Annotated in this window: 13 protein-coding genes, 1 pseudogene, 1 riboswitch and 1 other annotated feature; of the genes and pseudogenes, 2 read left to right on the plus strand and 12 right to left on the minus strand. The window is 32.0% G+C overall.

Features of this window, described 5'->3' with window-relative positions; genetic code table 11:
* Positions 1-196: 196 nt before the first annotated feature.
* The 8 genes and pseudogenes from FH036_RS04200 to FH036_RS04235 form a co-directional block, all read right to left on the minus strand.
* Positions 197-790, minus strand: a complete 594-nt coding sequence (locus tag FH036_RS04200) for a GNAT family N-acetyltransferase (protein ID WP_044792275.1) — start codon at positions 788-790, stop codon at positions 197-199.
* 4 nt (positions 791-794) lie between these two features.
* Positions 795-1,817 (minus strand): serine hydrolase domain-containing protein, encoded by a 1,023-nt coding sequence (locus FH036_RS04205; RefSeq protein WP_044792276.1) that lies wholly within the window; start codon positions 1,815-1,817, stop codon positions 795-797.
* Positions 1,818-1,928: 111 nt separating this feature from the next.
* Positions 1,929-3,167, minus strand: a complete 1,239-nt coding sequence (locus FH036_RS04210) for an MFS transporter (RefSeq protein WP_044792278.1) — start codon at positions 3,165-3,167, stop codon at positions 1,929-1,931.
* 65 nt (positions 3,168-3,232) lie between these two features.
* Positions 3,233-3,491 (minus strand) — a binding site (T-box leader).
* 54 nt (positions 3,492-3,545) lie between these two features.
* A pseudogene (locus tag FH036_RS04215) lies at positions 3,546-4,235 on the minus strand (SDR family NAD(P)-dependent oxidoreductase); the annotation flags it as partial.
* 69 nt (positions 4,236-4,304) lie between these two features.
* Positions 4,305-6,443: a penicillin-binding protein gene (locus tag FH036_RS04220; RefSeq protein ID WP_139895395.1), complete on the minus strand. Its 2,139-nt coding sequence runs from the start codon at positions 6,441-6,443 to the stop codon at positions 4,305-4,307.
* Between the two features lie 311 nt (positions 6,444-6,754).
* On the minus strand, positions 6,755-7,354 hold the full coding sequence (locus FH036_RS04225) for an undecaprenyl-diphosphatase (RefSeq protein ID WP_001104981.1): 600 nt from the start codon (positions 7,352-7,354) through the stop codon (positions 6,755-6,757).
* Between the two features lie 261 nt (positions 7,355-7,615).
* Complete coding sequence (locus FH036_RS04230; protein ID WP_044792280.1) at positions 7,616-8,605, minus strand: zinc-binding dehydrogenase; 990 nt, start codon at positions 8,603-8,605, stop codon at positions 7,616-7,618.
* A gap of 167 nt (positions 8,606-8,772) precedes the next feature.
* Complete coding sequence (locus tag FH036_RS04235) at positions 8,773-9,285, minus strand: GrpB family protein (RefSeq protein ID WP_000437687.1); 513 nt, start codon at positions 9,283-9,285, stop codon at positions 8,773-8,775.
* Between the two features lie 128 nt (positions 9,286-9,413).
* Between FH036_RS04235 and FH036_RS04240 the strand changes: the two genes are divergently transcribed.
* Positions 9,414-10,277, plus strand: a complete 864-nt coding sequence (locus FH036_RS04240; RefSeq protein ID WP_000651949.1) for a protein kinase family protein — start codon at positions 9,414-9,416, stop codon at positions 10,275-10,277.
* Between the two features lie 106 nt (positions 10,278-10,383).
* A complete protein-coding gene (locus FH036_RS04245) occupies positions 10,384-11,652 on the plus strand; it encodes a sensor histidine kinase (protein WP_001012267.1) in 1,269 nt (422 codons plus the stop codon).
* Positions 11,653-11,744: 92 nt separating this feature from the next.
* On the opposite strand, the gene FH036_RS04250 is transcribed toward FH036_RS04245, so the two are convergent.
* From FH036_RS04250 to FH036_RS04265, 4 genes are all read right to left on the minus strand, one after another.
* Positions 11,745-11,852 (minus strand): YjcZ family sporulation protein, encoded by a 108-nt coding sequence (locus tag FH036_RS04250; protein WP_000120182.1) that lies wholly within the window; start codon positions 11,850-11,852, stop codon positions 11,745-11,747.
* A gap of 135 nt (positions 11,853-11,987) precedes the next feature.
* Entirely contained in the window at positions 11,988-12,788 is an 801-nt protein-coding gene (locus tag FH036_RS04255) for an energy-coupling factor transporter transmembrane component T family protein (RefSeq protein ID WP_000287573.1), read from the minus strand.
* Positions 12,781-14,481, minus strand: a complete 1,701-nt coding sequence (locus tag FH036_RS04260; RefSeq protein ID WP_139895396.1) for an ABC transporter ATP-binding protein — start codon at positions 14,479-14,481, stop codon at positions 12,781-12,783. Before FH036_RS04260 ends, FH036_RS04255 begins: the two co-directional genes overlap by 8 nt.
* Before the next feature lie 10 nt (positions 14,482-14,491).
* Positions 14,492-15,040, minus strand: a complete 549-nt coding sequence (locus tag FH036_RS04265) for an ECF-type riboflavin transporter substrate-binding protein (protein WP_001038202.1) — start codon at positions 15,038-15,040, stop codon at positions 14,492-14,494.
* A 139-nt stretch (positions 15,041-15,179) separates the two neighbouring features.
* Positions 15,180-15,295, minus strand: a riboswitch (SAM riboswitch).
* Positions 15,296-15,308: the final 13 nt, after the last annotated feature.

Genomic DNA, 15,308 nt, shown 5'->3' on the forward strand with positions numbered 1-15,308 from the left:
GATAAACAAGGGATGAATGTATTTATACTTTTTTATTAATGTATTATTCATTTCCAATTATACTATTGTCTATTTATTATGTTACACCATGTAATAGCCATAAGCTTATTTATAAAGTAAAAAGACGTACTTTTGACTCGTACGTCTTTTATCATTTTTATTCAAAATAAATATATTCTTAAACCAGTATGAATTGTTAATTAAAATACTTTTCAAAACAAAAACAATCATGAACCCGTTTAAATTGTTTTCTTATCTCTTCTTTATTTTCACCTGTATAATGAGCAAATGTTTGAACTGGATATAACTGATCTATATTACTTTTCATTACACCTTTCATCTCGTCAGTATGATCGCTATATACGTGTAAATAGGAGTCTACGTTTACAAAACCGTTCTTTTCATACCATCCATGTACCCATAGATTATCCCTAGTCCATGCTTCTAGGCGATTTAGGTTACGTTCATTCGCTAACTTCTCCGCTTCCTTTAATAGTTGATTACCAATTTTCATTCTACGGAAATCCGGATGAACTGCAATATGCCAAATCATACCGCCAAGACCTGTCCCTCTTGAACAAACTGTACGTTCTTCTAATTCGTATTCAATATCTATTAAACCCACAATTTGATTTTCATATACAGCTACTAATTCAATAGCAGGATTTTCATATTTTTCTTTCTCTCTAAATACATTATCGTAATATGCTGTATCTAGAAAAGATAACACACGGCAACGTACCCAACCGGTTTCATCCTCTTTTCTATACGATCTAATTTCTATATCCATATAATTAAAAAGCTCCTTCTATTTCTATCATTAATTTTTCGGGTCCTGCTCCTTTATTTGACGGAATAACTAATGTAATCTCTAAGTCTGGATATACGGCCGAGCGAAAACTGACGCCTGGATCATATCCCATTACATGATATTTGAATATCTTGTTTTCTCTTATTTCAATCCATATTCCATAGCCGTAAGATTGATAACTATTTACTTGGATGTGAGGAGTTAAAAGTATTTTTGTATATTCTTGGCTTATGATTTCATAGTTAAATAACGCTTCCCAAAACTTCATCATGTCTGGCGCAGTAATAAAAGCTCCACCATCAGAACCACCTTTTATCGGAATAGAGTAAGCATTTGTTCTCCATGTCTGGCTAATTTCATCTTTTATATATCCGAGAGCTGTCTGCTTTGGTAATCTATCTAAAGAAAAATAGCCAGAATCATTCATACCAATTAGTTTAAATATATTTGTTTCTATATACTCCGTAAATTTAAGTCCTGTCTGTTCTTCGATTATTAACCCCAGTATGATAAAACCAGCATTGTTGTAGTGAAACTTACTTCCAGGCGCAAACATCATATCTCTGTTTTGAAATAATGGTAAAAAGTCTTTTAAATTTTTTAATAGATACATAGGAGTTTCTTTCCAAAGATCCTCAAAGTTACCCAAAATACTTTCATCAAAATAATCCGGAATACCCGAACTATGTGTCAGAAGGTGATGTATTGTAATATCTTCATTGAAATTTGAAAATTTAATACTTAAACAATCTTTTAACTTTGTATGAAAAGTAATTACACCTCTTTCAACAAGTTGACAAATGCCAATTGCTGTGAATATTTTACAGCCGGAGGCAATTCCAAACCTAGTTTGTAGCGTATTGTTTATACACTCATTTCGATTTGCATAACCAAACGCTTCTTCATAAACTATGCCCTTTTTTTCTTTCACTAAAATTACCCCAGAGAAATCTATATGACGATCTGTTTCTTTTACAATGTTATCTATTTGATTTTTTGTTTTCATTACAAAAATCACCCTCGTTTATCAATTTTGTTCTCCTTTTTTATATTTCCATATATAGGAGGGATAACCCTCCTATTGAACATCGTAAGATTCAAATCAAAACTAAGAGAATTATTTCGAATGTATTGACTCAGAAGAATGCACTTTAGAATGTGATGGCAATAAAGTAAACACACACAAGATGATAGTAATCAATAACATTACTAAAGAACCTACAATAACCACAAGTTGTATAGAAATAAATTGAGTGGCAACTCCAAACAAAATCGTAATTAAAATGGTGATACCTGCAATAAATAATCCATATATGCTCCCAATCCGTCCCATTATATGGACAGGGACATTATTTTGATAAAAGGTATTAAACCCTGTATTTGCATATGCCATAGAGAAAGATAAAATAAAAAATCCGATAGCAGCTATTAAAAACTCATTTGAAAAAGCATAAATTATATAACCGATTGCAATGAATAATGATCCTATCCCAATTAACAATGAAGGTATTAGTTTTTTTGATAAAATTGTATTTGTAATTGCTCCTAAAATAAATCCAGCTCCAGCAATACTAACTAAAAAGCCATATTCACTATCTGTTAACAATAAAACTTCTTTCGCAAATGACAATTCAAGTGAATCATTTGCGGCAACTAACACCATCATCCCTTGGAATAAGAAGTACACGAAAACAATATACAAAGATTTTTTACTAAAATTTAAAACGATGTTCCAATCTTTTTTTAGTACAGCTAAAGATAATGTGTCATTTGATGTATGACTATCAGATTTTTTATCAAGATTAGGTAGCAGCAATGTAATTACTCCTGATAAAAGAAATGCTATAGCATTCATATATATAGCAAACTCTGGTGTACTTGCTATTAACAATGCTCCCGCTATCGATGGACCAATTACAGAGGCACCAGACCCTATTAAACTACGCAATGAGTTGAAACGTTGTCTTTGTTCAACTGGTATTAATTTCGTCATATACGTCATCGCAGTTGGCTCATACATTGCATTTGCCATACTAATAAAGAATACAAATACATAAACGATCCAAAGTGATGGAAGTAAAGGTAAAATAGCGATACATACCGCGCGATATATATCGAGGTGAATCATTAATTTCCGTTTATTTAAACGATCAATCATACTTCCTGACCAAGCGTTTGTAAATAGAGTAGCTAATGGTTTAATTACATATAAAGTAGCAACAGCTAGGGCTGAGCCGCCCATATTATAGACAAGTACATTCAGTGCTATTAAGTAAATCCATGCCCCTAAATTTGCAATACCAACCCCGGACAGTAGTAATAAAGGATATTTCCAATCTTTAAGTACGTTTTTCATTTTAGGCCCCCGCTTTCCAAAGTGTTTTAAACCAATAAAAAAATCCCACCCCCAAGACTTTTAGTCTTAGGGACGAGATTTATCATCGCGGTGCCACCCTAGTTTGTTAATATGTCACCATATTAACCTTATCTGGTACTGCATTCTAATTCATGCTTATACCATAGCTCTATAACGGGAGCTCCCGTCACACCACCCCCTAATTATAGGTTCCGATGCGCTGCTCAGAGGCTTGGTTCAATAAAGAATTTTTACTCCTTTTCAGCTAAATGGAGCTCTCTGTGAAAAATTCATTTTATTTACTCTTCTCTTCACTGCATTTGATTTTTCCATATTATCACATTTGTATTTAACTGTAAATAAAAAATAATCAGATATTTATAGTTGGGTCATTTTTGCTTTTCGACCAATTCGGCATATGAAACGCATTAGCTTTTTATGAAGATAAGGAAATAAGGTAAAGAATACGTCCATTGTTTTTTTAAACGGCATTGGACATATAACTAATTTATTTTTATGAATAGCTTTCAGTGCAATTTCAGCAAACTTGTCTGCTGAAATCGGCTTATTTGTTTTTAGTTGTTTTATAATTTGGCCCTTATTCATATGAATTGCAATTGATTTTTCAAATATGGGTGTATCTACAAAAGTTGGACAAAGTACACTTACATTTACACCGTATTCTTCTGCCTCATAATGTAATGACGTTGTTAAACCGACGATAGCATGTTTTGTTGTTGCGTACGCGGTACAAAGTGGAGCAGGTCCTAAACCTGTTGCAGACGCAGTATTAATGATATGACCAAATCCTTGTTTTTTCATGAATTGGTAAGCCAATTGTGTCCCGTAAATTACTCCTAATAAATTTATTTCAATAATATGTTTCCAATTATCTAAAGACATATCGAATACTTCTCCATACATAGCAATTCCAGCATTATTAAACATATAATCAATTCTACCAAACTCATTAACTATTTTTATAATAAGTTCCTCTACGGATTCAGCGTTAGTAACATCTAAATATTCAAACCTAGCTAGTTGATTATTATTTTTTATAAAAATTACGGTGCGTGAAATTACTTGAATCATTAAAAAAAAGAGTCTATTATATATAGACCCTTCATATTTCCTGAATTAATTTGTATTTGCCTCTGCTAACGGTTGTAACGGTGGTTCTAATTTTAGTTCTAATGCATCGCCTTCTTGTATAGCTTGTCCTTTTTCAATACTTTGATTTGTTACATATCCCGTACCTGAAGTTTTTAAATCTAATTTTAATAGTTTAGAAAAATACATAACATCACGCATTGACCAACCTTGTAAATTGGGCATTGTTCCGTTGTTTCCTAATAAAAATATACGATCACCTTCACTCATTACTTCACCAGACTGCGGATATTGTTTTTTTATTTTTCTTTCTCCTAAAATTATCGGCTGGAGTTTCTCTTTTTTCACCTTATTCTCTACCGTATCTATGGATTGATTCACATAGTTTTGCACTTTTAATTGGGATTTTTTCGTTGCATCGGCCATTTGTTTTTCTGTGTATGGTTTCACCTTTAAATATTCAAGGCTATTTTTCACAACTGGTTTAAATATTTCAGCAAGCGGCTGAGCTCCATACTCGTCTCCCTTTAACTTTGGTTGTTTAATTGCCAAGTATACAATTAACTCCGGATCATCAATTGGAGCCATACCTAAAAATGAAAAAATATAATTTTCTTTTCCTTCCATATATCGTCCATTTTCAGGATTCGGAATTTGCGCTGTTCCTGTCTTACCTCCTATTGGATAACCATCCACTTTATACATTGTACCTGTACCTTTTGAAGACGTAATAACACGCTCCATTAAGTCTCTTACCTTGTCCGCAGTCTCTTTTTTTATCGGATTGCCAACTTCTTTCGGTTGATTTTCCATAATAACTTGCTTATTTGTTGGATTTACAACTTTGTCAACGATATATGGTTGCATCATTTTCCCGTCATTTGCTATAGCGGTTGCAGCTTGGATTAATTGAATTGGAGTTACTGTAGAACCTTGTCCGAAAGAAGTTGTTACTTGTTGAATTTGTGTATTTAATAATAAAGTATTTTTACTTTCACCAGGTAAATCTATTCCCGTTTTTTGGTTAAAACCAAATTTATTCATATATTGCTTAAATTTATTTGGTTTTAATAACTGATCTTCTAAAATAGAAAAAGCTACGTTTGATGACCTTTCAAAACCTTCATCAAATGTTATAGATCCCCATCCAAACCCACCATTATGATCTTTTATATCCGCTGAACCTACTGAATACTTGCCGGATTGAAAATATTCTTTCCCGTTATATACACCTTCATTGATTGCAGCAGCTAACGTAAATACTTTCATCGTTGAACCTGGTTCATATGCATTTGCGATTGGATCATTTAAAAAGTATTCAATATCCCCTTTATTAGGATTAAAACTAGGTTTACTAGACATAGCTAAAACTTTCCCCGTCTTGGGATCCGCTATAATACCTACTAGCATAGAAGGGTCATAATGCTCTTGCGCCTTATTCATCGCTTCTTCTAAAAAACTATTAATTTGTTTATCGAGCGTAAGATATACGTTATTTCCATGTTTAGCGGGTTCTATTTTTCCTATATCATTTGTAAGCGGGATACCTCCTCGCGCTCCCACATATTCTATATTCCCATTTGTCGAGCGCAAATATTTATCTAAACTTTTTTCAAGTCCAAACTTCCCTTCTGTATTTCCTTTATCGTCTGGTCTAGCAAAACCAAGTATATAAGATGCAAAATCTTCATTTGGATACACTCTTGCTTTCTCAGGCATAAAAGAAACACCTGGGATTTTCAATTTTTTAATTTGTTCTTTCTTTTCCCGAGACAAATTCCGGCCAACTTTTCCGATTTCAACTTGCGTACGCCCTTCATGGAAATTCTTTAACACATCTTCTTTATTAATTTCAAGCGCATCAGCTAATTGCGCTGCGGTTTCATCTTTATTTTTCAATTTGCCATTACCTTTCAAATTCACAACAACACGATACGTTGTTGAATCTTGAACGAGCACTTTTCCAGTTTGATCATAAATCGTACCACGATTCGCTTCCAAAACACCATTTTTATTATGTTGTTCATTTGCTAAATCCTTTACATTCACATTATGCACGACTCCTACTGCTTGAATATAGAAAAAACGCAAAAGCATAATAAGAAACAAAACAATAAAAGCAATCATAAAATACCGCGCGCCTTTATTCGTTTGAAGTTTATGCATATTTCGCTCCTTTCTTTTTTAATTGATACATGCAAGGATGTGCTTTAAAATATGTAATTTTTACTTTCAATACTATATGTTTCGAAGTTTTCGTATGAATTCCTTTAAAACAGTGTGAAACTAGTTATAGTTATTGTCAGTTATTTAAATACTTAAAATACAGTACGTGAAATTTAAGAATATTCATTCCTTTTGCATAACACTCAAATTGTTATTGCAAGTAATCTATTCACTTGTATACAACAAAAAATCCTCCTCTGAATTTCCAAAGGGGGATTTTCTCCTAAGCTATAAAAGGCTAGTTATGAAATTTAAGCTACATGGTTATATTTCTCTAAAAAACGAATTCGTTTCGCTACGAATGCATACATTTTGAAAACAAGTTTTGCTATTGGTTCAAATATACGTTTTTTCTGCAATAATAAACAGCTTGTTAAAATCGTTATTACAGCCGCACCCATTACATCTAAAGGAAAATGAACACCTACATACAAACGTGATATACAAACTAATACTGCCCACAAAAGTGCAACATATCTTAACTTTTCTCCTCTAAGAATAAACATGAATGCAATCGATAATACAAGTACAGAATGATCACTAACAAAGGATGAGTTTTCTGCATGGGGTACTAATTGATTCACATCATATGATACAAAAGGACGTGGATGATAGTATACTAAATGAATAAAAACATTTACTAGCAATGCAATTATTACTGAAAGTGTCGTATACAACACTGTATATTGTTTTCTTATCGCATTCTCTTTCTTTCCGTTATGAAACCATAAGATAAGCATGAATAGAATAGCCACATATGCAGCACTATTTGTAATAGCAATCATTACCTTATCTAAGAGTACAGATGTACCTGCTAAATTGTTTATCCATTGAAATACTGCGTAATTCAAATTACTCTCTCCTTATAATTTCTTATTTCGCTTGAAATTAAGATACAAGTTTACTTGATTTACACAGTATACAACATTTACACACATTTAGATTTTCACTTTATTCATGTTACTATTTTTCATTTGACAATTATGTAACTATTTACACGCATTAAAAATATATATGATGGAAAAACCTTTAAAATCATATAACCCACTAACTACAAGTGTATATATTACATAACATATACATATAAAAACATAGGTTATTAAATCATATTTTTATTCCATACGTAGAGCGATATTACCGAACTGTTCTCCCTGCTCCATACGTCTTAACGCTTGAATCGCTTCTTCCAACGAATAAACTTTATCCATAATTGGTTTGATCTTATATTTCTCTATAAACTTAATCATTTCATTAAATTCTTCACTGCTACCCATAGATGTCCCCATAATATCGATTTGATTATAAAATAACGCTCGTAAAGGTAATTCAATTTTATCTCCGGAGCTTGCACCAAAATTAACAATTCTCCCATTTGGTTTTAATACATCAAAGTATTTTAAGAATGTTGCTGGACCTATACTATCGATTATTAAATCTACTTTTTCTCCGCATAAACTCTCTTCCCAATTTCCGGAACTATTAAAAGAAAAATCTACGCCATATGTTTCGGCAAACTTTCTTTTGTTCTCTACCCTTGAAGTAACACTTACTTTTGCGCCAATTGCTTTCGCAAATAACATGGCAAATGTCGCTACACCGCCGCCTATCCCCGGAATTAAAACATGTTCTCCACACTTCAATCTACCCTTTGTAAAAAGCGCTCTATATGCAGTCAGTGCCGATAAAGCCAAAACGCCAGACTCTTCCCAAGTAAGATATGACGGTTTTCCTACTACATTTTCAGCGGGCACTATTACATATTCAGCAAACGTTCCATCTTTTGGTCCCCCTAACACCTCTGGTAATTCTGGTACTTCGGCAATATTCTCCCATCCAATACTAGGATTAATAATAACCTCGGCTTGTAATAAATCAGCTGAAACACCTTCTCCTATTTCTGTAACAATACCTGCACCATCTGACCCTATTACTAACGGTAGATCCATTTCTTTTCTATTGTTTATAATAAATAAATCCCTATGATTTAATCCTGCTGCTTTTAACTTTACTTTTACTTCCCCGGCATTAGGGTTTGTTTCAGATAAAAATTTATATTCTAACCCCTCTACCCCTTTTTTATATTGATGTAAAATTGCTTTCATTGCTTCATTCCCCCTTAATATTTTCAATGTACTAGAAATATCGAAATAAATAAACTAATCTGTCTCCAATAATTAGATGTATATCGTTATGACAAAAGAAAAAATCCCTCCCTATAAATAACGTAGGAAGGGATTTTTTAAATTTTTTCAGATAAAAATCTGTAATGTTAATTCTTTTGAGTTTTAGCTAATTCTAATATCTTTTGAATAAATGGTGCTTTTGCATTTGTATAAGAAACACGATCAAAAGGATATGTAGCTGCAAGTCTCTCTTTTAGTTCTCTATATTCTTTACGTGCCCATTCATGCTTTATTAGAAAGTCTCGAAATAAAAGATTGTTTTTCCATTCGTCACTATTATAAATATAGACATGTAAATGATGAGTACCCGCTCTCCATTTTCCCTTTCTAAAAAAACGCCAATTAGGTGTTTCTTTTGGAACATACTCATATCCAATTTTTAATAAATCTTCAATCCACTTTTTGATAATTTGCAAATCTGTTACGCCAATCATCATATCAATTAAAGGTTTCGCTCCTAACCCTTGTACAGATGTGCTCCCTATATGTTCAATAGCAATACAATCTTCCCCGAATAAAGAAATAAATTTCTCTTTTTCTATTAAATACTCTTCGTGCCACTCTTTTTCATATGGTTTAATAACGATTTGTTGTTCCATTTTATCCACCTTTTTATAATTATTTATTATTATATTTATATAAATTTCATGTGATTCACATAGGATTTTTACAAAATGTGTCGAATACTGAAATATATAACTTAATTATAATAAATGCGAGGTATAATATGAAAGATATTCCAGTTGAAATTCAGTTGAATCAAGTTACATTCCAGTTAAAAGAACATCATAATTTTGATTGGCTATTGAAATTAGGAACCGTATTTGCGGTTTTTGACCAACAAGATTCAGGTAATATAAGCTTTGGTGTAGAAAAAAATGGGCATAAGAAATTCATTAAATACGCAGGAGCACAAACAATTGCATACGAAGGAACAATAAACGACGCTATTGAACGTTTGAAAAATTCAGTTTTCCTATACGAGGAATTAAAACACAACTCGCTTATAAAACTAATTGAACACTTTCCAGTTCAATCTGGATATGTATTAATTTTCGATTGGTTTGATGGTGAATGTCTTCATTCGCACTGGAGTTTCCCGCCTCCTGAAAAATATAAAAATCCAAACTCTCCATTTTATAAATTTAAACATTTACCTGTTAGAAAACGAGTTCAATCCTTAAATTCCATTTTTTCTTTCCATACATATGTCGAAAAGAAAAACTATGTAGCGATAGATTTTTATGATGGTAGTATTATGTATAATTTTAATACAAATGAAACAAAAATTTGTGATATTGATTTATATTCTAAAAAACCATACGTAAATAAAATGGGAAGATTATGGGGTTCCTCACGTTTTATGTCTCCTGAAGAATTCGAGCTAAACGCTATAATTGATTCGAGAACAAATGTATTTAATATGGGGGCAATGGCTTTCGCGATTTTAGGTGGTGGAAAAGATCGCTCCTTTACAAAATGGGAAGCAAGTAGGGATTTATATGAAATAGCGTATCGCGCTGTAAATGAAAACCGAACCGAACGATATGCATCAGTTGAAGAATTTTATGAAGAGTGGGTAAACGTGTAAAATACTAAAAAGATATAAATCTATATTATTCAAACAAATATATAGTTTATACTATTATCATGATAATATATATGAAAAGGAAATTAAAAATAACGAGGCAAATATTATGAACTTTGTGTATATCAATCAACACGTGTTAAATAATCTTTTATACATTTTAAGTAGTATATTTATTTTTTATTTTATATATGATAGCGGGCGCTATGTGAAGAAATATAAAAAACTACTTATTATACTTTGTACAAGTATCCCTCTTATTTTATGTATGCGCTATCCTATCTATATGGATGAAAATTGTATTCATGATTTAAGACAAATACCGGTTATAGTAGGTACGCTTTATGGTGGCTTCCCTGTCGGTATAACATTGTTTGCTATTTTATTAATTACAAGATTTTCATTTTATGGATTTAGTATGTTAACAATAGTAGTGTATGGAACAATGTTTATCATTACAGCATTCGCATCCGCAAAATTTAATACGTATAATAGAAAAATTAAAGTAGCTTATGCAATGTTTTTAACATTTTTCTTAGCAATATTTACAACTGTAATTGTATTAACTTTATCAGATTTTGAAGTGAATAATTTGTACATCATTTATTTCATAATATTACCAACCGTTTTAATGTTGTTTGTAGTTTATTTTAATGAAGTTTTAAAAGATGCAGTATGCATGCGATCGAAGTTAATTAAAATGGAAAAAATGGAGATTGTTAGCCAACTCGCTGCTAGTATATCGCACGAAGTAAGAAATCCCTTAACTGTTGTAAAAGGATTTACACAACTTTTAAAAACACCAAATTTAACTCCAGAATCAAGAGACGAGTATATTAAGCATATACTGGAAGAATTACATCACGCCCAAGGAATTATTGATGATTATTTAACGTTTGCCAAACCTGCTTCAGAAAAATTAGATGAGATTTCAGTAGAACAAGAATTAAATCGAGTTATTAATATGATCTTACCTTTATGTAATATGAATACGATCCATATTACAAAAGATTTCTCTACGGCAACAATAGTTGGTAATAAACAGCACTTTCAGCAATGTTTTTTAAACTTATTAAAAAATGGTATTGAAGCAATGCCTAATGGCGGTACTTTAAATATCTCCTCTTCTATTAGTAATAATAAAGTTATCATACGAATTGAAGATAGCGGAATTGGTATGTCACAAGAGCAAATAAATCGATTTGGCGAACCGTATTTTAGTACAAAAACGAAAGGTACAGGTTTAGGTACAATGGTTGCTGTTAAGATTATTGAAACGATGCAAGGTAATTTGAAAATCCGAAGCGTTATAAATAAAGGTACTACTTTGACAATTACATTTCCGAAATGTAATACAAACGCATCTAACAACAAATAAAAAAGGAGCAATTATGCTCCTTTTTTATTTGTTTCGATACATAAGTATCTTCTATGTTTTTTAGTTTTACATTTGTGGAGACTAATTAAAAATTAGTAACCTCCGCCCCAGCAGCTGCATCCAACGATAATTAATAAAATAAATAACACAACTAATAAAGCGAAACCTCCACCAAAACCACAAGAACCACCGTAACTCATATTTTCTCCTCCTTTTGGTTTGAAAACTAATAGGTAGTTGATCATTTTAACTGGTTCGTATTATACATTATGTAAATATCCCTTTTTTGAGCATGTCTATATAAAAATAAGTAAAAGCACTCATTTGAGAGTGCTTTAAAATGGATACCAAAAATTTTGAAATACATGTAACTTTACATATACTGCAGCAATTAAAATAAAAACACCTACAAATAAAGCAATGAAATCCTGGCTTTTCGCTTTATTTGTATAGAACCACGTACGTGTATCCTTCTTTCCAAACCCTCTTAAATCCATTGCGTTTGAAACTGTATCGATTCTCTCTAAAGAATGAATAATTAAAGGCCAGAAAATTAAGACACGGTTTTGCATGCGAATCCATAAACTTGCTTCTCCTTTTTCAAAAGCTACTCCTCTCGCCTCTTGGGCATGTTTAATAACTTTATATTCGGACTGAATATCAGGTATATAACGTAATGCAATATTTATCGCATAAGTAATTTTATAATGAATTCGAAATTTACTTATGCTACTCACAAATTTGCTTGGATCAGTCGTATAAATAAAAATAAGTGTAAATGGTAATAACGTAAAATACTTTAACGAAAGTGTAGCTGCATAAAATAATGTTTCGTATGTAATTGTTGCATATCCAATATACATAAATGAAGTATACGATCCAATTAATTCAGATCCATGGGTTGGTGTAATAAATAAGATCATGACAGAATTTAATAAACTAAATGTAAATATAACAGTAAAAACAATAAAAATTTTACGAAATGGAATTTTAGCAACTACAAGTCCGATACACCCAATGAACAATAAAAATAACAATACGCGAAAATCAAAAAATAAAAAAGTAAGTGTCATACAAAAAATAAATAACAACAATTTCACTGCTCCGTCCATGCGATGAAAATATGTACTATACACCTTCCTCCCTCCTAATAACATCAAAATAAAGTTCCATAAATCTTTCAGGATTTGCAATACCACTAAATTTAACGAGTTTAAATAAAGAACTCTCCTTTAAGTTCGCTCTTTTTAATGTTTCTGGATGCCCTAATACAGTAGACGCGGTATGATTCGCAATAATTTCCCCTTCATGTAGAACTATTGCTCTGTCCGCATATTCTAATGCGAGATTCATATCGTGTGTGATGAAAATAAAAGACATTCCCTTTGCAGCTAGTTTTCTAATAAACGTCATAAATTGTTTATAATGATAATGATCTTGTCCGGCTGTCGGCTCATCTAAAATAATAAGTTTTGGATTTGTTGTTAGTACAGATGCAATCGTTAATCTCTTTTTTTGCCCATAACTTAATGCCTGAATTGGCCAATTTCGAAATGGAAACAAGCCACAAATTTTTAATGTTTCCTCTGCTCTAAGCTTAATTTCTTCCTTCGAAAATTTTTTTAATTTTAATGAAAATGAAATCTCTTCCATTACAGTAGCTTGTGTAATCATATGATTTGGATTTTGCATCACATAAGATATAACTTCACCGCGTTTACGAATAGACCAAGAATTGATATTTACTCCATCAATTAAAATCCTATCATTTTTTGTTTTATTTATCCCTATAAGACTATGAGCTAATGTTGATTTTCCAGCTCCATTATGGCCTAGAAGTGCTACTATTTCCCCTTTATATAGAGAGAAATTTATATTGTCTAATACTTTTTGTTTATTAGGATATGAGAATGACAAATCCTCTACTTTCAATAATTCTTTTTTTGTAGGAGTATCTTTACAAAAAGTTTGCTTCTCCATCCACTCATTTATTACTCCACTAACATTTTCCCTTTGAAGATTTTCAAGTGGGTATATTACGTCATTATTACTATCAAATTGCAATCTCTTTAATCCTTCTATGTACATAGGTTCTCTTAATCCGATTGAGGGTAATATATTTGACGCTAAAATCTCATCTGGTGTCCCTATCGCAACAATTTCCCCTTCATCAATTAAAATGATCTTATCTAAATCCAGATTTAACATTTCTTCTATTCGATGTTCAATAATTACAATTGTTTTATTATATTGCTTATGTATATTTTTAATAAGTTCAATTGTATGTAAGCTGCTAGCTGGATCTAAATTTGCTAACGGTTCATCGAACAATAATATAGGAGCATTTGTTGTTAACAAACCCGCTAAAGAAACAGTTTGTTTTTGCCCTCCTGATAATTCATGAGGACTTTGTTTATGAAAAGTATGCATCCCTACCTTTTTTAATGACTCCGAGACAATCTTTTTCATTTCATCCTGATTTACACATTCATTTTCTAAATAAAAAGCTACATCTTCTTCTACTGTAAGACCAATAAATTGTGCATCTTGATCTTGCAAAATTGTTCCAACCTGTTTACTCTGTTCAAAAATACTCCCTTTCCTCGGGTCTTTTCCGTCAATCAAAATAGTACCAGTACTAGTCCCTTCATAAGAAAACGGGATTAGCCCATTGATACAATGAGCTAACGTTGATTTTCCTGAACCACTTCGTCCAGCAATTAGCACTTTTTCTCCGGGATATATATGAAATGTAACGTTTTTAACAGTAGGCTGCGCCGCATGCTTATATTGAAAGCTGAATTGTTCAAAAGAAATAATTGGTTGCATGTTAACATCCCTACTTTTCAATTTTTAATTGTGTATGTTTCTTATTCGATTTAGCTAGGCCTATTGTAATTGGCAATCCAAGAACTAAAAATACGATAACATCAGCAATTGTTGCACCTAATACTTGTATTACAATTTTGTCAAACGGTTCTCCCATGACAATAATATCGAATGCACCCGCAAATATAATAGCAATGACGATACCAATTAACCCAGTAATAGCTAAATAAGAAATATCGCCTTTATTATACGTCCCGTTTTTCACACTAAATCCAACTCTTTTTTGAATGAGTCCCATTGCAAAACCGATAATGCCTGAACTAATAACCCATCCCCACCAAATACCCCATCCAGCGATTGTATCTGTTACGGTATGACCGATAAGCCCTATTAACAGTCCTGCCACTGGACCGAATAACGCTCCAAAAACGGTTAAAATAGCTAACGCAGGTTTAATAAATGTATTTGGTGCAATAGAAAAGCCCCAAAGTCCTAATATGCCGTACAATGCTGCTCCAATTCCGATTGCTACTACTAACTTTGTTGATAATTTGTTCATTACAATTCTCCTCTCATATGAGTCAACTTTTATTACTCTATATTTATTTTGAAAATGAATTATGCATCGACACTCCCTTTCTATACAACAAAAAATGACCTCTTACATAAGAGGTCATTTTCTTTCACGTTCAAGAATCCTCTTATCTTTCAAAAAACACATCGTGTCCTCTGCGGAATTAGCACCTTCCTATACATTTACATAGGGGTTGCTGAGGTTTCATAGGGCCGTTCCCTCCACCTCTCTGGATAAGTATTAATTTGTAATT

This window comes from Bacillus sp. CD3-5 (genome assembly GCF_006349665.1).
GTDB classification, from domain to species: Bacteria; Bacillota; Bacilli; order Bacillales; family Bacillaceae_G; genus Bacillus_A; species Bacillus_A paranthracis.

Bases quoted from the DNA above. Each gene is read 5' to 3' on its own strand.
- FH036_RS04265 (WP_001038202.1), bottom strand. From the start codon at position 15,040: ATGAACAAATTATCAACAAAGTTAGTAGTAGCAATCGGAATTGGAGCA.
- FH036_RS04200 (WP_044792275.1), bottom strand. From the start codon at position 790: ATGGATATAGAAATTAGATCGTATAGAAAAGAGGATGAAACCGGTTGG.
- FH036_RS04205 (WP_044792276.1), bottom strand. From the start codon at position 1,817: ATGAAAACAAAAAATCAAATAGATAACATTGTAAAAGAAACAGATCGT.
- FH036_RS04260 (WP_139895396.1), bottom strand. From the start codon at position 14,481: ATGCAACCAATTATTTCTTTTGAACAATTCAGCTTTCAATATAAGCAT.
- FH036_RS04220 (WP_139895395.1), bottom strand. From the start codon at position 6,443: ATGCATAAACTTCAAACGAATAAAGGCGCGCGGTATTTTATGATTGCT.
- FH036_RS04250 (WP_000120182.1), bottom strand. From the start codon at position 11,852: ATGAGTTACGGTGGTTCTTGTGGTTTTGGTGGAGGTTTCGCTTTATTA.
- FH036_RS04230 (WP_044792280.1), bottom strand. From the start codon at position 8,605: ATGAAAGCAATTTTACATCAATATAAAAAAGGGGTAGAGGGGTTAGAA.
- FH036_RS04240 (WP_000651949.1), top strand. From the start codon at position 9,414: ATGAAAGATATTCCAGTTGAAATTCAGTTGAATCAAGTTACATTCCAG.
- FH036_RS04245 (WP_001012267.1), top strand. From the start codon at position 10,384: ATGAACTTTGTGTATATCAATCAACACGTGTTAAATAATCTTTTATAC.
- FH036_RS04235 (WP_000437687.1), bottom strand. From the start codon at position 9,285: ATGGAACAACAAATCGTTATTAAACCATATGAAAAAGAGTGGCACGAA.
- FH036_RS04210 (WP_044792278.1), bottom strand. From the start codon at position 3,167: ATGAAAAACGTACTTAAAGATTGGAAATATCCTTTATTACTACTGTCC.